Source organism: Pontitalea aquivivens (genome assembly GCF_046507575.1).
Taxonomy (GTDB): Bacteria; Pseudomonadota; Alphaproteobacteria; order Rhodobacterales; family Rhodobacteraceae; genus Pontitalea; species Pontitalea aquivivens.
In genome coordinates, this window is sequence record NZ_JBKFEY010000034.1 from 1 (window position 1) to 18,100 (window position 18,100).

Here is an 18,100-nt window from a genome sequence, read left to right on the forward strand (position 1 = left end):
CAAATTCGAGATTGCTCGGGCCCAGGGTGTCGCGGCGGTCCCGGTAGGGGCCACCGGCTCGATGGCTAGTGAACTGACCGCCGAGACCCTTGCGAGCCCGGCCGGCCTGTCCCCAACGCTGTTGGCGGCGATCACCGCCCTTAACCAACCCATTGCCGAACTCAATAATCTGCTGCAGCCCACCATCGATGTCGTCAAGGCGCTCTCGGCCGAATAAGGCCGCCCAACCCCGAAGGCCCCAATGGCGGCCACCGGCGTCCAGGATCTTGACGACATCGGCTCGCAGCCATAGCGCCGAGGAACAAGGGAAAAGCCTATGACGCTGATCTTCAAGTACGTTTCCGAAAACGTCATCGGGCATGTGTTCAACCGCGACGGACATGTGGGCATCAAATGTTCGCTGCCGCAGGATTACAACGATCCCTATGAACTGTTTCTCGGCATCGACCTCAAGCAGGGATCGGAACTCCTCGCGACTTACAGCGAAGTTGTCGGGGAGGTTCCCTCACAGCTGACGACATGCTTTTCGAAGTCCCCGGTCGTGGCGCCGATGTGGGCTCATTATGCCGACAACCACCGGGGCTGCGTGATCGGCTTCGACGTGGCCGCGCTACAGGATGTTTTCCCGGATCTTCTGGTCAGGGACATCGCCTACCGCGACGGCCCGCATGAAGATCTGGTGCGGTTTACGCAGATGGCGGCCCACCGGAAAAAGCCTAGGGACGCCATGGCGCTGCGGGATGCGGTGACCTATCAAAGCTACTTCTCGAAATATCTCGAATGGAGCTATGAACAGGAGGTTCGGGCGGTCAATTTTGAAGACTATGTTGAGGATATCCACGGTCACAAGATCCTTTTCGTTCCTGGGTCGTGCGTGGCCGTCGTGATTGCAGGCGCCAAATCGACCGACGCCACGAAAACTTCCTTGCGCGAGGCGGCGACCGAACTCGACGCGCCTTTTTATAACGAAACGATCGGCCGCAGCTTCCCAACACCCTATCTGGTAGACGAGGCCAATGAGGCCCGCATATTCGCAGACGGCGTCATTGCTATCCCGGCCGGAACTTGCGCGGAATGCGGAGAGCCGATGAAGGCCGGGGGCGAGTTGTGTCCGTGGTGTGCCATCGATGACGCCGACCGGCTGAATGCTGCGGGAAACAATCCGTTCAGGATTCTGGACAGTCATGGGCTGTTGGAGGACTATTTCAGAAACTTCCCGGTCCGGCCGCGCGCTCCCTACAGTTAGCTGACGAGCCCGGCAGCATACCCGCTACGGCCTACTCTCTCCGGCTCTTCGCGTACCGCCCTTGCCGTGGCCATGGCGTCTGCTGTTCGTCAACGAGACGCCCCGGCCAGTACGGGTGGTGAAGGACCTGAACCGAGGAGCCGCCCACCACGACGGCATCGGCCTCTGGGTCGATGTGTTGCCGCAAGTCCGCTCTCTGCCCGCGGGCCGTTTTAGCGGCCTGCTCGCTGCATCTCGCATGAACGACTGTTTTGCCCATTTTGCCGCAGCCGCCATGCCGCAGTGCCGTCAGACTGCTTTCCGCCCTTTACGTTTCCCAAGGTGCTCCCCTCGGCATCACATCCTTCATCTCAATCTCCCGCAACAAGCCGCCGGCCAGCAAGCTCTCGCATACCCAGCCGAGCGCCCTGCACCAATCAACATATCCACGCCGCGCGGCCTCGATCTGCTGCGGATGGGGCGAGAACGTCACCGGGCACGCCAGCACCTCCACCGTTCGCCACTTTCCGCGCGACAGCACGCGCTCGGTCCCGACCACGGTGGTGGTGGCCCGCTCCCCATGCTGGTTGCGCTTCACCTCGACCGGCACACAGCGCGGCACTGCCCCCGGCAACCAGTCCGGCGTCAGCCCAGCGCGGGCGAGCTCGGCAACCCTGATAGCCATGCGCTTGCCACCAAGATCGTCCGGCATCCCAGCGACGGTTGCCGCGATGACCTCGGCGTCCTCATGTGTGTAGCTGCCAATCTTATACTGTCCGCCGTCAACCTTGCAGCCGAGGATGGCGCGCTGCAGGAGGACGTATTCGAGGCCGAAGCCAAACCCTTGCTCGCGCTCGGGGTCGGGTGGCTCGGGCAGCTCAAGCTGGGCATGCTCAACGCGAAATGCCCACTCTAGCGCTTGCTGAACCGACATGGATCGCTTCGGGCGGCCCGGCCCAACATGCCCCGCACGGGAATGCAAGCTGCGGTCGTGCTTCATCGGATCCCCCGCTCGCGGAGGCGCTCCGCCGTAACAAGCCCACGGGCAAGCATCGCGTCGCGCATGGAGTTTGAGATTGCGCTCACGGGTACGTAGCGATCGGAGTTCACCATCTCGGCATAGAAGATCGGCAGATCCTTGATTGGTCGGGTTTCCTGCGACGCTTCCGTCTTCGGCTTGCGCCATTTTCGTGACGCCTCATCCGCGTTTCGCTGGGCAGCGCGCTGCATGACACGGTCCAGCGCCTTTGGCCCATCGGGGGGCTCGGGGTGTTCCCGCCGCGACGCCTCTGCCGCCTCGAGGATTTCAGCCTCGCTCAGCCCGAGGTCGGTCTGCCAGCGCCGAACATGTTCACGCGGCGGCCAGCCTTGCCACCAGCCGGGCAGAGGGCCGTCAGGGTCAAAGCCCAATGCCGATAGCAACGAGCCGAAAAATCCCTCATCGAGGCCGTCACGCGCCTGCGCGCCCTCCTCCTCCTTTACTGGTTTACTTACTGGTTCTCTTACAAGGTTACTGTCCGGATTTCGGACACGGCTCGGGGCATTTTCCGGACACGGCTCGGGGGCAAAATCGGACACGGCTCCGCGTCCGGTTTCCGGACACGGGTCGGGTTTATCCACAGGGGATGCACCAATTTCCGCAGCGTTTTCGGGGGGCGCGAAGGGCAGGTCGTCTTGCGCGGCGCTGCCATGTCCGGTTTCCGGACACGGGTTTGGCCGATCTTGGGCAAAGCCCGGCTCAAAGGCCAAGATGTAGCGGGTCGGCATCTGCCGCTTGTTGCCAGGGTTAAGACGCTGCACGCGACGGATCAGGCCTGAGGCCTCAAGCAGCGCCAGATGCTCGTTCAGCGTCGATCGGCTAATCTCGCAGTCCTCGGCCAACTGCTCCTGGGAGGGGAAGCAGCCGAAATCCGGATTGAACCGATCGCACAGGTGCCAAAGCACGATCTTGGTCGTGGGCTTCAACCCGCGCTGCTGGATGGCCCAGTTGGTGGCGGCATGGCTCATGGCGCTGGCCTCCCGACCGGAGGCACCACACGCGTCGTGAAGCCATGATCCGCCAAGGCGCCCAGCGCATCATCAAGAGAGCGCACCAGCGCCCAGCCGAAGCCCTGCACGGTCACCGCATCACGAAACGCCTCCTGCGCTGGGCTGAGCCGTCCCTTGAGGGATTTCAGCTCCAGGAACAGCACGCGCCCAGCGCAGAGCACCATCAGATCGGCGAAGCCAGGATGGACACCCATCCCTACGAGGATCGCTTGCCGCTTCGCTCCGCGCGGTCCGGCTTCGGTGATCTCGTTCGGGCAATGGTGAATGATCGCGCCTTTGGGCAGCGCGAAACGCAGCGCCGTGACCACAGCACGCTGCAGATCTGCCTCAGGTGTACCCCGCCGCTTCATCGGCCGCCCTCACGGTCTGAACTGGGCGCGGGCAGGCGCCGGGGCGACTTGGCGTCGAGAACAACGAGCAGGATCCGGGCATCCTCGCGCTCCTCGGGCGTCTCGCCATGCTGTACGAGCACATTGCAGGCCAAGCGCAGCAGATGGTCGGAATGGTTCACGACATCGGCAACGACGATGCGCGCCTCGCGACGACGTTCGTCAATCCAGTCCTGGCGGACGCGCTCGCGTGCGCTGGGCTTGCGGAAGGGCAGGGGGATGCTCATCGACGTCCCCCATGACGCTTGCGCCGCGATGCTGTTGTTTCCTGCTCTTCGAGCCATTCCAGGACGGTGGCGCGGCGGTAGTAGACCTTGCGCCCCGCTCGGATGCAGGGCGGTCCGGATCGCAGAACGTCCCAACGACGCAAGGTGTCCTCGGACACTCCGAGTTGTAGCGCGAGGTCGGTCCTGCTGATCCATCCTCCCAGCAAGCCGCCTGACTGCCTTGCGATGCTTTCACCGATTTCGTGCGATTGCATAATGTCCCTCCAGTTTTGCGCCCCGATGCGGGCGTTTTCCGAGGGCTACTCAGGCACAGGCTTGAGGGTGGAAGGGAGGAACGGGGTGGAATGGAATCGCGAAATCCGTTCCACCCCCTTATTTCATTGATGATTTCGCGCGTCGTAGGCCCGCCGTCCTTCGAGCTGAAGCCACCTCGCAGGCCACCCTCGGACCGGTTTCGGCGACACTCGGCGGCAAATCCCCGGAAATCTCGGCATTCGCGTGCAATTCGGGGGTGGAACGCCGCAAAACGCGTTCCACCCCCTGTAATTATTGAAGATTCGCAGCTTCCAGCGCGGACCGGGGCTCGCATGGAGGCTCAAACGTCCTGGCTGCGGGTGTGGCAATGTTCGACAGCGGGACAATGGCACGTCACGTAGCGGCAAAATCTTCAAGAAAACTTGGGGGTGGAAGCGATCTGTCTCCACGATGCCACCCTGTTCCAGCCTTCCACCCCGGCCGCCATGCTCTGCTTGATGACGGTCTGGATCTACGCCTGATGGCAGGTCCATGAGAAAGGATTTGGCATGGTGAACAGACAGAAGCTGACCGAAAAGGTTCTACGAGAGGCTATTCCCGCCGAGGGGCGCGACTATCAGATCTTCGACACCGATGTGCGTGGCTTTGCCGTCTGCATCTATCGGGGCGGCGGCCGCGCCTTCACACTCGACTATCGCTACGCCGGGCGCCAGCGCCGGATGACATTTGGGCGCTGGCCCGAGTGGGGTGTCACGGCGGCACGGGAACGAGCCAAGGAACTGCGCCGCGAGATCGACGCAGGGGGTGACCCGCTGGCGACGCGTGGCGCACTCCGTGAGGCGCCCCGCGTGACTGACCTGATCGAGCGCTATGTCGAGGTGCATTTACCGCATCTCGCGCCTCTCAATGCTGTCGACCAGCGCTCCATGATGGAAAAGTTCATCGGCCCTGCGTGGGGCAGGATGCTGGTCACCGAAGTCTCAGCCTATGACGTCGAGTTGCTTCTGACCAAGGTTGCCGAAGGACGCTCACGTCCAGCCAAATCCAAGCCGAACAACCGCGCGCGCAAGTTGCAAGGGGCCAAGCCCACGCCAGTGCGCGCGAACCGTGTCGGCGAAGTGATCCGCAAGATGTTTGCCTATGCCATCAAATGGGGATGGCGCGACGACAACCCCGCCATGGGGTTTCGCCGTCGGATGGAGACGCCGCGCGAGCGATATCTGTCGCAAGAGGAAATCTCACGCCTCGCTATGGCGCTCGACGCGGCGCAAGACGACCGCGCCGCTGGGATTATTCGCCTCTGCATGCTGACAGGCGCGCGCGTGGGCGAAGTTCGGCAGGCCCGCTTTGAGGATTTCAACCTCGAGCATCTGAGCTGGACCAAGCCTGCCAGCACGACCAAGCAGCGCCGTGTTCACCGCGTGCCGATTTCCGATGAGGCCGCGGCTATCGTCCGCCAGCGGCGCATCGCTGTTGTCAAAGGATCGCCATGGCTTTTCCCGGGCGACACGCCTGGCCAGCCCGTGCAGGAAATTCGCCGCTTCTGGGCGCGCATCCAGAAGGACGTCGGGATCGAGGACGTGCGCATTCACGACTTGCGTCATACCTTCGCCTCGCTGCTGGTGAGCGGAGGCGCGTCGCTAGAGATGATCGGCAAGTTGCTGGGCCATAGCCAGATGCAGACAACCCAGCGCTATGCGCATCTGATGGACTCGCCCTTGCGCGCTGGTGTGGGCGCTGTGGCCAGCGCATTCAAACCAAAGCCCCGCCTCGTTCACATTACCCAACCCCAGCCGGTCGATGGTCCACGCCCCGAGACGAGCCCACTCATCGCTTCGGGTGCTTGAACTTCAATGCTTTCAGGATCGGCGCCAGCCGCAGCCGGATCGATTTTTCGTCGGGGAAGGTTCCGTCCTCAGACTGCATCGAGAACCAGTCCTGCAACTCCCGGATCCACTCGCCTTGCGACTTCGGCAGGCCGTCCTCGAAAACGCGGCGGGTGATTTCGACATTCATCCCTGCCCAGTCATAGTCCCCACCTCCTCCTAGCCCAGCGCCACCTGCGACGCGGCCGAAGAGGTCGTTGGTCATCTCGAATTTGTGGACATCCTCGCCGAGGATCATCATGTCGCCGATCGAGACCAGAACGCCGTCCTCAGGCGTCGTGATGTAGAGCCAGTCAGTCGCCTCGAGCGGTTTGATGCGCTGCAGGTTGGCTTCCTGCGGGCCTGTCCCACAGCGTCTGAACATGGGCAGGATATCGGCGGGGTCGATGCTGATCATCCCGGCCACCCGTTCCTCGCCACAGAGCACGGGTGGTATGCCTGTGACGATCTTGAGCGATCCCGTCGCGGCCCAGCCCGCAATATCGGAAACCGTGCAGCCCCATCGTGCGGCTGTTTCATGGACGGGGTAGAAGGCGCGTTGTGGAAGTCCCATTGGCAGAAATCCTTTCAGTTGGGTAGCTGCCCGGCCAGATGGATTCCATGCAAAGCAGCGTCTTGGCTGTGTCTCGAGACGAGCAGCGAGGCCCAGAGGCGCCTGTCTGAACGATTCGGCTCGACCACGAGGCCATGGTAATCTAAGGTGGGGGTAAGAATCTTACCCCTACGAGGTCGCTTGGGCATTTTTGTTGCGGAGGCAGTCAATGTCGTTCGTCAAAGCTCGGGAATTGCTGCGCATCGCCGAAATGGCCAAAGCGCGATACCGCGGTGTCAGCCTGCGGGACATCATGAGCGAGTTGTCCGTGAACGAGCGGACCGCACGACGCATGGCACGTGAGCTGGAGGATCTTTGCCCCAAGGTGCTGATCACCGAAGATGAGGAGCGGCGGCGCTTCTGGAAGCTGGCACAGGTTCCCTTCATCGACCATCGCGTCGTTCATGAAAAGGAGCTGTCCGCGCTTGATCTTGCGATCCGGCGCGCGGCGCGCGATGGCGCTGAACACGAGGTGGTGGCGCTGCAGCGCATCCGAGATCACCTGGTTGCGTCGGTCCCCCGTATGCATGCGCGGTCAGCTGAGGTCAGCTCAGAGATCATGATGCTTGCGAATGGCTTTGCATGCCGCCCTGGACCTGCCGCTCGAGTTGAAAAGCTGCATCTCGAGAACTTGTTTTATTCGCTGCTCCACCCGAGCATGGTCGAGATAACCTACATCAGTGCGCGCAACCCGGAGCCCCGAACCAAGCTTGTTGAGCCACACGGGATAATCGTCGGCACGCGTCATTATCTCGTGGCTCGCGATGGGCCGGATGACCGGCAGTTCAAGCAATACCGCCTTGATAGGATCATCAAGATGAGCGGCACCTCGATCCTGTTCCAGCGCGATCCCGACTTTGACATCGAAACCTACAGCACCTTCGCCTTCGGATCATACTTTTCCGAAGCGGAGCATGGACTCGTGCGCTGGCGCTTCTCGCCACGCGCAGCACCAGTTGCGCGCGAGTTCATGTTCCATCCGACACAGGTTCTGACAGACATGGCCGATGGCGGCTTGCTCGTGGAACTCACCGCCAGTGGATGGGTCGAGATGGCGTGGCACCTGATCATCTGGGGCAACGATGTCGAGGTCCTTGATCCGCCGGAGCTGATCTCAATCCTCGACCAGGTACGGCGCGGTGAGGTGAAGGTGCTGCCATGAGTGGGGTCAGTAGCGACGTGGAGGGCGGACTCCAGACCTTCGCCATGGCTGCGAAACGTTCATGCGTCGGGGTCAAAAACTGACATTCAACCCATGACGAACGCGGGGATCACGCGGCGCTGCCGCAGGGTCGGCTGTGAGCCCTCCTTGGCAGTTCGCCGGGCCGCACAGCGAACGGCTGCTCCCGCGATCAGCCACAAAAGTGCCGAAACGAGCTGGGTTTTGCCCGGGGGTTCTGACCGTGCTAACGTGATGAATAAGCTGAAGTGCTCAACGAGGGACAGAAATCACCCTTTGGGGTCGGGCCACTGCCCTGCGCAGCGCCCGGTTTCCAGCAGGTACTGGTTCGTCACCGGGGTGCCGCCCGTCACCTTTCCAGTCGTCAGACCAAAGCCAGTCCTCGAAATAGTAGAGCCAGAGGTAGGTCCATGGAATGACTGTCTGGTCGATCCGCTTTCGTGCCTCCCACTCACGTGTTCCCGGAAGATAGAGGCAAAGACGCAGCGGATCCCTGTAAACATGAGGCAAAGGTCGCCCGTCTGCCAGTAGTTCAAGGTCCGGATCGTCTATCTGAACGTCGGGCGTTTGACCCAGTCGATACGTGACGGTGGCAAGATAGGAGCGCGCTAAGGCGGTCGGCTGTATGGGCACTTGCCATGTCAGCTTGTTTGTGCGGACCGTTCCCCCACCTCCGATTGCCGGGTTGGCCTTCAGAAACAGCAGTTGCTGTGACAGGGTCAGGTCCTGATTTCGGCCGGATCCCTTCATTGGTCGCCGAAGAACGTGTTGGCGGGAACGGCCGTTGATGCGGCGACCTGTGATGTCGTCAACCCGATCAGCGGTGCGACGGAAAGCAGGCCTGATTTTCGGCCATCCGACACCGCACTGATGCGGTTTCCGAGAACACGTCCGGTGACACCGGGGCCGAACGAACGCTCCATGTTAACAGACAAACGGTCTTGACCAACCGCATCACGAAGAGCCTCGAAGTCAGACAAGACTTGTGCGTGCCACGCGTGGAATGCCGGGGCGCGACGGGCATCCTTGTTCCAGTTGTCCGCGAAATTTTCCCCGTCGGTTGTCTCGTTCAGGATGGCATAGCCCTGTCGTCCGTCCAAAATGGGGCGCTCGATGAAATGCGGCATCATCCGGATCGTTTCGACCACCACATCCATCTCGTCTTCAAAGACATGCCGCCGCACGCAATACGCATATGCCTGCATCGCGAGCGTGGTGATGATGATTGAAATCGGGGCGACGTCTTCCTTGTTGTTCTCGTAAAACACGTCCCGGTGCCGTTTGAGCAACTGCACGATGCGGCGCAGGATTCCCTTCACCGCCTCACGGACGGGGAAGGGTTCTACCGTCGCCTTATCCCGCTGCATGGCGATGAGCTTGCCTGCAAAGGTGGGCCGGAGTGCAGCACGCTCATCGAACAAGGCCTTGTAGGCACGCGGGTTTGTCGGATGCCACGCCCCTAAGGCCCGGTCAGGCACCAGTTCACCACGGTTGAAGCAGGCCGGGTTCGCGATGGTCGGGGACAGGTCGAGGTGGAAATCCCCCGCATAGTTCAAACGCCAGCAGCGCTTCTTTTCTTCGAGAAGCCGAACGTAGGTCGCGTGTTCCTTCAACCGCTTGCCAACCGCCGCCTTAAGGACCTCCGGGGAGATGCTGGACGCGACACCTGCACAGAAGCAGATCAGATCGACATCGAATTCCCGGCGTCCGATTGGCTTCACGGCCGTTCCGAGCGCGCTAGATCCGTGTAGGTAGACCATGACGCTGACCAGCAGCGGATCGGTCGATCCCGACAACCAGTCCCCGACCGCACCATAGCTCTGGCGGGCACGATCAAACTGGGTTTCAGTGAGATCCAGATCCGTGCCGATCTCGTCCAATATGGTGAATATCTGCGTGCGCCGACGAATATCGTTGTCGGTCAGCGGTTGTCGCAACATCTGGTTCATGCCGCATCCTCCTTGAGTTGATGGACCGGCACGAAGTCATCGGCAGGCTGTGTGAAGAAGATCGGGGTCAGGTGGGGCTTCGCCTTTCGGGCTTCCGACATGCCGAGGCCCTTGAGGCGGCCGATCTTAGTGGTGTCGTCCAAAGTGAAAAACCCACTCGGGACTGACGGCGAAACGCGGTAGATGCGATCCCCGTCGTAAGGGTGACCCGTCAGGAGCTTTGCCATGCCGAGGGCACCGTGTGATTGCCCATCCGCGTAGAGGTTGAGGACTTTGAGGCCGAGCCCTGCAAAACCTGGGCTTTCGGGCAGCATGTAGACCTCGTCCAGGCATCCCAGGCTCAGAATGCGGAGGTCTGACGGATGCCACCCCAGAAGGGTGATGGCTTCGACGACGGCAATCGCCGTGGGGTTGTTGGCCCAAGTTCCACCATCGGTCAGGCCGATGTCATCGACCGTGCGATGCCGCTTGAAATACGTGGGCGCGGCCGCCGTGGCCAGAGCGGCATCCAGTGCCGTCTTGCGATAATCGGTTTGCAGGCGCGTGTGATGCGCGGTCTTGTAAACATAGGGGCTGCGGAGATCGGCATCCCATGCCGGGATCACCAACCGGGTCCGTGATTGCCCGATCAGATCGTCGTTCAGGACGGCTCTCAGCTCCCGGGCAAGAATTGCCGCATCGTGTTTTGGTCCGACAGCGTGTCGCCCTGTAGCGGTGAGGGTGCGCCAAGCTTTCTGCATCCAGCCCGGCGCCTCAACATCCGCATTGTCTTGGCCGAAAATGACAGGCCCGCGACGCTCGTAAAGCTCCAGCAGCTCTCTTGCGGTGCGACCGAGGCCCAGGCCCAGTGCGATGATGCCACCGGTCGACGTGCCGGCGATGAGATCAAAATAGCGCCCGATGGGCTCGCCAAGGTCCTCCTCGAGCCCCGCGAGGAAGGCAGCAGGCATTGTGCCCTTGATCCCGCCACCATCGATGGAGAGGATACGACGTATCTGCCTGTTGTTCTCGCGGCTGCTCATCCGGACGTCCATCCCGCTTTTGCCCATTAGCCTTTCGGCGGATAAGGGTCCTTGCCATAGGTGTTGCGCTCACGGATGCGGCCGTTCTCGCCATGGATCAGCATTTCGCTGCCTTGCCGGATCGCGACTTCACGTGCCGCGCTGATCGCCTCACGCTGCGTGCCGTGAACTGAGGTGGCGCGCCCGTTACCCGCACCCCAGACAGCCCATCCGCTCGCATGAGGCGCAACATGTTGATTTTTATTGGTCATTTTGGCATTTGCGCCCCTATTTTCATTGACGCTTTGTCAACCTTGTGTTTATATATAAACAAATATATGGCGTTTATCAACCGCCGTGAAGTCGATGGGAGAGAACCGTGTTCGGACAAAGGCTCAGGCTTGCCCGCAAGCAGGCAGGATTATCTATGCAGGCACTCGCAGAGAGCGTGACCCCGAGCGTTTCTGCGCAGGCCATCAGCAAATACGAGGCAGACAAGATGATGCCGTCGTCGGGCGTGCTGGTCGGCCTAAGCAAGTCCCTCGGGGTGTCGCTGGACTTCCTGATGGGCGGTCAGGTGGAGGCGCTTCAGTCTCTTGAATGGCGCAAAACCTCCAACGCCTCAGCACAGGATCGCGCCAAGGCTGAAGCGGTCGTGATCGGGAAGCTGGAAGACTACCTCGCCATCGAGGACATTCTTGACCTTCACCCTTCGGATGATCCCTTCGCGGAAATCCGGATCGACCGTGTCGAGAGCGATGTCGCCCTCGACAAAAAGGCGATGGAAGTTCGCGCGAAATGGCAGTTAGGGATAGATCCGATCCCCAGCATGACCGTGCTGCTCGAGGACAAGGGGCTGAAGGTCATCGAGACCGATCTGCCGGAACGGATCAACGGCATGGCATGCCATGTCGAGCGGGCAAATCGCCCACCAACCGAAGTGATCGTTGTCGCGCGCCAAACCAATGTCGAGCGCAAGCGATTCAACCTAGCACACGAGCTGGCTCATCGGATCATCGACGGGACCGGCAATCCATCGATCCGACTAGAGCCGGCGATGAACCGCTTCGCAGGGGCTTTTCTGATACCCGCAGAGCACCTCACCGCCATGACTGGCGAACACCCGCGTAGCGTCACCTATCACGAGATCATGCGGCTCAAACAGACCTATGGCGTTTCAGCTGCAGCGATGCTGATGCGCCTTCGCCAGGTCGGCGTTCTGTCAGAAGCAGCTGTAGAATATGCCTTCAAGACTTACGCCCGCAAATGGCGAACCGTTGAACCCGAGCCGATCAAAGAGGGAGAGGGGTTTGCGGCGTTCGAGGTCCCTCAACGCTTTAAGCGTCTGGTCTGGCGTGCCCTTGGCGAAGAACTGATTTCCCCGGTCCGTGCGGCGCAGATGCTTGGCCTGCCCCTGAACATCATCGAACGTGAAATCCGGGGGCCGCGCGAACATTGACCTGCATTGTCGTCAACGATGCGTCATGCCTGATCGACCTCCGCAAGGGGCAGTTGCTTCATGTCCTTCTGCAGCTGCCCTACCAGTTCATCGTGCCCTTGCCGATCCGCTTGGAAGAGCTGCTCGACTTCACGCCACAGGAATGGCGTATGCTTGAGGATGGAGGTTTGGCGACATATGACCTGCCCGGTGAGGATGTCGCCGAGGTGTTAGCGATCAAGCGGGAGCACAGCGGTCTTTCGGCGAACGACTGCTTTGCATTGGTGACCGCCACTTGTCACGAGAACGGGATTCTGCTGACAGGCGACGCGAACCTGCGGAGGGTTGCCGTCGCGCGCAGTGTGCGGGTGCATGGCGTGCTCTGGATCATCGACGAATTGCGTGCGGCCGACGTCTGCGAAGCCGACCTGCTGATCTCGGCTCTTGAGCTTTGGCGGGATGACCGCGCTGTGTTCCTGCCCCCGGCCGAAATCGAAAGCCGCCTGCGCTTTCTCCGCAAGTCCTGACATAGTAACGACTCCGATGGTCGTTTGCCCCGTCCCGGTCCTGAGCCACCGTTTGTGTCCTGCTCCTCTGAAGCTGCCGTTCGCCATACAACGGCTACATCTCGCATTCGATGCAGAAAGGATGAAGGACCGCCTTCGTGAACTGTATTGGCAAAGCCAACCGTCCGCTCAGGGCCGGGCACGTCGATGTGGTTGTCTCGACAAAAGGGCATTTATTGATCAATCTTGGGCAAGGATGGGGGCAGGGCTACATCAACGCCACATCAACCCGCGAATGCGGGTTTCGCGCCGGGTTTGCGGCTGAATGTCGGCGAATGCGGATGAATGCGGGGTCACTATTTGCGCGATATCAAAGGCTTATCGGCCAAGCATCTGGTTTTCCTAAGTTATTTGAGTCGTTAAAGTATAGGCTCATAACCTGAAGGTCGTCAGTTCAAATCTGACTCCCGCAACCAAAATCCTAAATGATATCAAATAGATAGAACCCGACGTAAACCGTCGGGTTTTGCGCGCTCGAATTCTGGTCAACGCTTGGTCAACATTTTTCGAGTCCCCCAACGGCAGAGAAAGATGATCGTCGCCGGAGCCATCCGTCACTTCGGCAGATCATCCCGGAACCGATCCATCTGATGCATCCGCTCGTGAAGGATCGTCACGATACCGACGTCCCCGTTCGAGAACCGCCGCCAGTAAACGAAATGATGTGCTTGCCGGAAGTAGAAGCCTTCGACCCCGAACTCGGCCGGGATTGGGCGTGAAACAACGCCATGGCTTTCGATCTGGTCGAACGCCGCGAAGAGCTCGGTGATGTACCGATCCGCCTGCACGGTGCCCCAGCGGTCACGCGTGTATCGGTAGATCTCGTCAAGCCGCAACGAGGCGGCCTCCTGAACGCGAATGGCCACGTCGTCAGCCCCGGTTCCGGGCGATGACCTCGGCCGCCGTCAACGGGCGATAGCTTTCCTCCGGAGCCGCAAAGGCGCGCGTCAGCTCAGCCTTGAGACGATCAAACGCCTCCCGCTCCGCCCGCTCTTTGTCGCGCCGGATCAGGTCGCGAACATACTCGCTGATGTTCTCGTATGAGCCGTTCTCCCCCACGTTCGAGGCAACGAACTCGCTCAGCGCGCCGCTGATGCGGACAGTCATCGTTGTGGTCTGGGACATGCTGGCCTCCGTCTGCCTGTATTCAAGATAAGCAAGAATGAACACGTGGACAAGGCGCGTCAAATACCCAATCTCCGCATCAGCTGCGGAGATTGGTATTCCTATTCTCCGCAGGGGCCGGAATCGGTGCGCGCATAGAGACCGATCACGGTTGCAGACCACCCTGGCCGCAGCACAAGCTGACAGGACGCGACCACGAGGCCCAGTTCATTGATTCGACTGCAACAACGCCCTTTGCTTGGTTTTCTGATTGACCCCTTTGGGATGTCGGCTCGTGCAATTGCGCTAGACGGGGATTACATCAGAATTACGCGACGCGGTCAGGATGCGACCGTGTCACTGCAGGCGCTGACCCATGCACCAGCTCTCCGGAAGGGAATGCTCGGAACTGCGCTGACCATAAACTCGCAGGAGCATAACGATGTCACGCTAAAGGGGGCGGGGCACGTCGCAGCCAGGGAGTTCGCGGAAGAGGTCAAGGAGGCCTGGACGCGCGTCAATCTCGCCGCCCTTGAGAAGGAAGCAGCGCGGCTGGACAAGGTTCTTGCCGGGGTGCTTGCACTAGCGGCACCGCCGCAATATCCCTCGGCGTGCAAGATCGCGCCGCTCATGGATGACGCCAAGGCTCTGGATGCATCGCTTCTGTCGAAGCTGAATGCCGATGCCATCGGCCCCGAGGTCGTCGCGCGCATCGCACCTGTCCGGAAATTCGTCGCCGACCCGCGAACGGCGCGGGCGAATGCCATCGCCGCCTTCGTCACGGCCGAACTGGACCACTGGAAGGATTTCTTCGACACCATCGAGAGCAAGCCGCTGACTCCGGAACAGCGCCTTTCGGTCGTCGTTGACGAAGATGCGACTCTGGTCCTTGCCGGGGCAGGATCCGGCAAGACCAGCGTCATCACCGCCAAGGCGGCCTATCTGGTCAAGGCGGGCATCCGCCAGCCGGAGGAAATCCTGCTTCTGGCCTTCGCGAAGAATGCTGCTGAGGAAATGTCGGAACGGGTCGAAGCCCGATCCGGCGTGCCCATCGTCGCGCGGACCTTCCACGCGATTGCCTATGACATCATCGGGATCGTCGAAGGGTCAAAGCCCGCCTTGGCGGATCATGCCACCGACGACACTGCCTTCTCCAACCTGATCAAGCAGATACTGAAGGACCTGGTCTACCGCCTGTCAGAGGTGTCGAAGGCGATCATCCAGTTCTTCGCGCATTTCCTGGTCGAGCCCAAGACGGAATGGGACTTCAAGACCAAGCATGACTTCTACACTCACATGGAAGCCCAAGACCTGCGGACGCTGCAGGGCGAGAAGGTCAAGAGCTACGAAGAGCTGCAGATCGCCAACTGGCTTTACGAAAACGGCGTCGAGTACGAGTACGAGCCCCTCTACGAGCACAAGGTTTCCGAGATCGGCAGGCGCGATTACCAGCCCGATTTCCGCCTGACCGAAAGCGGCATCTACATCGAGCATTTCGGAGTGCGGCGAGAGAAGACGCGGGACGGCAGCGAAAGGCTGGTCACTGCGCCTTTCGTGGACCGCGACGAATACCTGGCGGGCATGGACTGGAAGCGGAAGGTCCACGCCGATCATCAAACCACCCTGATCGAGACCTTCAGCTATGAACGGCAGGAGGGCCGCCTGCTGACCAGCCTCGCAGAGAAGCTGGCGCCGCATGTCACCCTGAACCCCCGGCCGGTCGAAACCATCTATGACCGGATCGTCGAGCTGAAGCAGGTCGATGACTTTTCCAAGCTGCTCGGAACCTTCCTGCGCAAGTTCAAGAGCGGCGGCTACAGCCTGCAGGACTGCGAGACCAAGTCAGACCGGATGAAGCTGGGCAAACGTGCCCGGGCGTTCCTCGACGTCTTCGCGCCGGTCTTCGAAGAATACCAGAAGCGCCTCGAGGGCCGGATCGACTTCGAGGACATGATCCTGCGCGCCGCGCGCTATGCCGAGGACGGCCGCTATGTCAGCCCGTTCCGCCATATTCTCGTCGACGAGTTCCAGGACATCTCGCAAAGCCGGGCACGGCTGGTGAAGGCGCTGAAGGCCCAGCATCCGGATGTGCGCGTCTTTGCCGTGGGTGATGACTGGCAATCCATCTTCCGCTTCGCCGGATCCGACATCCACCTGATGCGCCACTTCGGGCGGGAGTTCGGGGGGCGCTTCGATGGCGAAACTGGCGTGCACAGAACCGTCGATCTCGGCCGCACCTTCCGTTCGGTTGACCAGATCGCCTTTGCCGCCCGTACATTCGTTCTGCGGAACCCTGCCCAGATCGACAAGAAGATCGTCCCGGCCGGGACCGCGACCGAACCGGCGATCAGGGTCGTCTCCGTGTCCAAAGGCGAGGATGAGGGGAAACTGAACGAGGTGCTTGCCGCCCTGTCTGCCGCCGCTGCGCTCGGGGCAAAGCCCGCGACGGTATTGCTCCTTGGCCGCTATCGTTTCAACGAACCGGACATGCCGGGTCTGTGGCGTCGCTTCCCGCGGCTGAAGATTGAATTCAAGACCATCCATGCGTCGAAGGGGCTGGAGGCCGACCACGTCGTCCTGCTGAACGCCGACAGCGGGCGCATGGGGTTCCCGTCAGAGATCGTCGACGACCCGCTCCTGTCGCTGGTTTCGCCGGAAGAGGAGGCGTTCCAGAACGCAGAGGAGCGGCGCGTCATGTATGTGGCGATGACGCGGGCCCGACATACCCTGACGATCCTTGCCTCGAATGCCCGACCGTCGTCCTTTGTGACCGAGCTTCGGAAAGACCCTGCCTACGGGATTTCGACAGCCCCTGGAGCTGAACCCGAGGCTCATGTCTGCGGTGAATGCGGGGGACGATTGCTGGGCGTGACCGGGCAGGATGGCCGCATCTGGTACCGTTGCGAGCATGTCCAGCACTGCGGAAATCTGCTCCCGGCCTGCCCATCCTGCGGCACGGCCCTGCCACGACATGCCGAGGGGACCAGCGAGGTTCGATGTTCCTGCGGTGCAAATTATCCGACCTGCCCGGACTGCGAAGATGGCTGGCTGGTCGAACGCAGCGGCAGTTTTGGTAAGTTCCTCGGCTGCGTCCGCTATCCGACATGTACCGGCAAATCGAAGATGTCGAAAGATAACCAGACCGTTAACATGCAGCGACGTCGGCGGATAAAGGCTGATACGCGCGGTACTTAAGATTACAATCGATTGGACCATCGACTTGAGCCCGTTTTACATTCTGCATGCGACTATCATGAACGAACTTGCAACTCTGAATGACCTGAAAGTCATGTCTGAAATGCTTGAGTCTCATAGTTAAACTGAACGCTTCGTCGTAGGCTGGATAATCTCTATGCTAAGCAAGCTCTCAATTTCCGCTTTGAGCCCAGGCCAAAAATTAATTTGTTCCTCGTGGCTAAGAAGGTCACGCGACTTGTTCAGTCTTGCATCTAGAAGTTTCTTTCCGACGCGATTCATGCCGCCAAGCGCCGTTTGGAGGAACTCTTCCAGCATTCCCTGAGAGTTTTCTGTCATGCCCGAAAAGAGAACTGATGACCGCAGCTTTGATATGGCTTCGTCAGTCAGATAAAATGTCTTTGTAGTTCGATCCGCCATTACTTCGCTTCCCTATGTCATCGTTCAGCGCAATCCCCCTGCGGCGGCCGAACTGATATTAGATACTGTTCTTCAGCCCCTTGTTTGTGATGCCGATCCGATACCGACCATCGTTAAACTCTGCCCAAGCGACTTGCGGAATTCCCTTTGCTGCCCCAGCGTCAAGGCAAATCCGTGAGTGATCTAACAGCTTATCGGCGTGTGGTTCAAAGTCGTCTGCGGTTACCAGTCTGTCTACTGCTGGTGTGTGTCCGTGTATGACCGCCCAGTTGCACTTTGGGCCCCATCCAGCCTTCCAATGGAGGAAAGGCTCTCTGATCCAAGCCCAATGATTGCTTCCAACCACAGCCTGCCGAGGCTCGGAGAGAAAATCGAAAGCATTGCGTTCTGGGTTGAGGCCCGCATGGACCATGAGAACGTCCCCGATCAAGAGTGAGGTCGCTCCATTTTGCATCTGGTTCAAGAATGATTGCGGGACCACCTGACGTGCTATCGCTGCGAAGTCAGCGAGCAAGCGCACCTTGCACTCTGGAACCGCTTCAAGGATCAGGTCCTCCCCGCCATTGTCCAACCAATCGCCCATGAACATCATCGGATCTTCAAGGGCGTCGAGCAACATCAATT

Annotated in this window: 19 protein-coding genes, 1 tRNA gene and 1 pseudogene; 8 read left to right on the forward strand and 13 right to left on the reverse strand. The window is 60.4% G+C overall.

Annotation, left to right across the window (positions count from 1 at the left end; all coding sequences use genetic code 11):
• A partial coding sequence (locus ACK8OU_RS18395; RefSeq protein ID WP_410304814.1) for a hypothetical protein occupies positions 1-217 on the forward strand: 217 nt, incomplete at its 5' end.
• A 99-nt stretch (positions 218-316) separates the two neighbouring features.
• Positions 317-1,246: a DUF2971 domain-containing protein gene (locus ACK8OU_RS18400; RefSeq protein WP_410304815.1), complete on the forward strand. Its 930-nt coding sequence runs from the start codon at positions 317-319 to the stop codon at positions 1,244-1,246.
• A gap of 307 nt (positions 1,247-1,553) precedes the next feature.
• Here ACK8OU_RS18400 and ACK8OU_RS18405 read toward each other — a convergent pair whose 3' ends face one another.
• The 5 genes from ACK8OU_RS18405 to ACK8OU_RS18425 are packed head-to-tail and all read right to left on the reverse strand — an operon-like array spanning position 1,554 to position 4,144.
• Complete coding sequence (locus ACK8OU_RS18405; protein WP_410304816.1) at positions 1,554-2,225, reverse strand: hypothetical protein; 672 nt, start codon at positions 2,223-2,225, stop codon at positions 1,554-1,556.
• Positions 2,222-3,232: a helix-turn-helix domain-containing protein gene (locus ACK8OU_RS18410; protein WP_410304817.1), complete on the reverse strand. Its 1,011-nt coding sequence runs from the start codon at positions 3,230-3,232 to the stop codon at positions 2,222-2,224. Before ACK8OU_RS18410 ends, ACK8OU_RS18405 begins: the two co-directional genes overlap by 4 nt.
• The gene (locus ACK8OU_RS18415) at positions 3,229-3,624 is read right to left on the reverse strand and encodes a VRR-NUC domain-containing protein (RefSeq protein ID WP_410304818.1); all 396 of its coding nucleotides are present in this window, start codon (positions 3,622-3,624) and stop codon (positions 3,229-3,231) included. Before ACK8OU_RS18415 ends, ACK8OU_RS18410 begins: the two co-directional genes overlap by 4 nt.
• Positions 3,621-3,890, reverse strand: a complete 270-nt coding sequence (locus ACK8OU_RS18420) for a hypothetical protein (RefSeq protein WP_410304819.1) — start codon at positions 3,888-3,890, stop codon at positions 3,621-3,623. The genes ACK8OU_RS18415 and ACK8OU_RS18420 overlap by 4 nt, the downstream gene beginning before the upstream one ends.
• On the reverse strand, positions 3,887-4,144 hold the full coding sequence (locus tag ACK8OU_RS18425; RefSeq protein ID WP_410304820.1) for a helix-turn-helix domain-containing protein: 258 nt from the start codon (positions 4,142-4,144) through the stop codon (positions 3,887-3,889). The genes ACK8OU_RS18420 and ACK8OU_RS18425 overlap by 4 nt, the downstream gene beginning before the upstream one ends.
• A 549-nt stretch (positions 4,145-4,693) precedes the next feature.
• Between ACK8OU_RS18425 and ACK8OU_RS18430 the strand changes: the two genes are divergently transcribed.
• Positions 4,694-5,992, forward strand: coding sequence for a tyrosine-type recombinase/integrase (locus ACK8OU_RS18430; protein ID WP_410304821.1), 1,299 nt, complete (start codon positions 4,694-4,696; stop codon positions 5,990-5,992).
• On the opposite strand, the gene ACK8OU_RS18435 is transcribed toward ACK8OU_RS18430, so the two are convergent.
• On the reverse strand, positions 5,973-6,584 hold the full coding sequence (locus ACK8OU_RS18435) for a hypothetical protein (RefSeq protein WP_410304822.1): 612 nt from the start codon (positions 6,582-6,584) through the stop codon (positions 5,973-5,975). The two genes, ACK8OU_RS18430 and ACK8OU_RS18435, sit on opposite strands and share 20 nt — an antisense overlap.
• A gap of 208 nt (positions 6,585-6,792) precedes the next feature.
• Here ACK8OU_RS18435 and ACK8OU_RS18440 point away from each other — a divergent pair, with 208 nt between their 5' ends.
• Positions 6,793-7,785 (forward strand): helix-turn-helix transcriptional regulator, encoded by a 993-nt coding sequence (locus tag ACK8OU_RS18440; RefSeq protein WP_410304823.1) that lies wholly within the window; start codon positions 6,793-6,795, stop codon positions 7,783-7,785.
• A gap of 764 nt (positions 7,786-8,549) precedes the next feature.
• Here the strand turns inward: ACK8OU_RS18440 and ACK8OU_RS18445 are convergent.
• From ACK8OU_RS18445 to ACK8OU_RS18455, 3 genes are read right to left on the reverse strand one after another with little or no spacing between them, the layout of a single operon-like run.
• Positions 8,550-9,752 carry a nucleotidyltransferase domain-containing protein gene (locus ACK8OU_RS18445; RefSeq protein WP_410304824.1) on the reverse strand — a complete coding sequence of 401 codons (1,203 nt, stop codon included), beginning with the start codon at positions 9,750-9,752 and terminating at the stop codon, positions 8,550-8,552.
• Complete coding sequence (locus ACK8OU_RS18450; protein WP_410304825.1) at positions 9,749-10,774, reverse strand: CBASS cGAMP-activated phospholipase; 1,026 nt, start codon at positions 10,772-10,774, stop codon at positions 9,749-9,751. Before ACK8OU_RS18450 ends, ACK8OU_RS18445 begins: the two co-directional genes overlap by 4 nt.
• A gap of 26 nt (positions 10,775-10,800) precedes the next feature.
• The gene (locus ACK8OU_RS18455; protein ID WP_410304826.1) at positions 10,801-11,025 is read right to left on the reverse strand and encodes a DUF2188 domain-containing protein; all 225 of its coding nucleotides are present in this window, start codon (positions 11,023-11,025) and stop codon (positions 10,801-10,803) included.
• A gap of 155 nt (positions 11,026-11,180) precedes the next feature.
• Here ACK8OU_RS18455 and ACK8OU_RS18460 point away from each other — a divergent pair, with 155 nt between their 5' ends.
• The 3 genes from ACK8OU_RS18460 to ACK8OU_RS18470 all read left to right on the forward strand — a co-directional run bounded on the left by ACK8OU_RS18460 (position 11,181) and on the right by ACK8OU_RS18470 (position 13,173).
• On the forward strand, positions 11,181-12,212 hold the full coding sequence (locus ACK8OU_RS18460; RefSeq protein WP_410304827.1) for a helix-turn-helix domain-containing protein: 1,032 nt from the start codon (positions 11,181-11,183) through the stop codon (positions 12,210-12,212).
• Positions 12,209-12,718 carry a PIN domain-containing protein gene (locus ACK8OU_RS18465; RefSeq protein WP_410304828.1) on the forward strand — a complete coding sequence of 170 codons (510 nt, stop codon included), beginning with the start codon at positions 12,209-12,211 and terminating at the stop codon, positions 12,716-12,718. The genes ACK8OU_RS18460 and ACK8OU_RS18465 overlap by 4 nt, the downstream gene beginning before the upstream one ends.
• Positions 12,719-13,058: 340 nt before the next feature.
• Positions 13,059-13,173 (forward strand) — tRNA-OTHER (locus tag ACK8OU_RS18470).
• 138 nt (positions 13,174-13,311) lie between these two features.
• Here ACK8OU_RS18470 and ACK8OU_RS18475 read toward each other — a convergent pair.
• Together ACK8OU_RS18475 and ACK8OU_RS18480 are read right to left on the reverse strand one after the other, a co-directional pair.
• On the reverse strand, positions 13,312-13,623 hold the full coding sequence (locus ACK8OU_RS18475; RefSeq protein WP_410304829.1) for a type II toxin-antitoxin system RelE/ParE family toxin: 312 nt from the start codon (positions 13,621-13,623) through the stop codon (positions 13,312-13,314).
• Between the two features lie 4 nt (positions 13,624-13,627).
• Positions 13,628-13,882, reverse strand: coding sequence for a ribbon-helix-helix domain-containing protein (locus ACK8OU_RS18480; RefSeq protein WP_068767782.1), 255 nt, complete (start codon positions 13,880-13,882; stop codon positions 13,628-13,630).
• 264 nt (positions 13,883-14,146) lie between these two features.
• Between ACK8OU_RS18480 and ACK8OU_RS18485 the strand changes: the two genes are divergently transcribed.
• On the forward strand, positions 14,147-17,056 hold the full coding sequence (locus ACK8OU_RS18485) for a UvrD-helicase domain-containing protein (protein ID WP_410304831.1): 2,910 nt from the start codon (positions 14,147-14,149) through the stop codon (positions 17,054-17,056).
• Between the two features lie 120 nt (positions 17,057-17,176).
• Here ACK8OU_RS18485 and ACK8OU_RS18490 read toward each other — a convergent pair whose 3' ends face one another.
• The gene (locus tag ACK8OU_RS18490) at positions 17,177-17,476 is read right to left on the reverse strand and encodes a hypothetical protein (RefSeq protein WP_410304830.1); all 300 of its coding nucleotides are present in this window, start codon (positions 17,474-17,476) and stop codon (positions 17,177-17,179) included.
• 58 nt (positions 17,477-17,534) lie between these two features.
• Positions 17,535-18,100 (reverse strand): annotated as a pseudogene (locus ACK8OU_RS18495) (hypothetical protein); the annotation flags it as partial.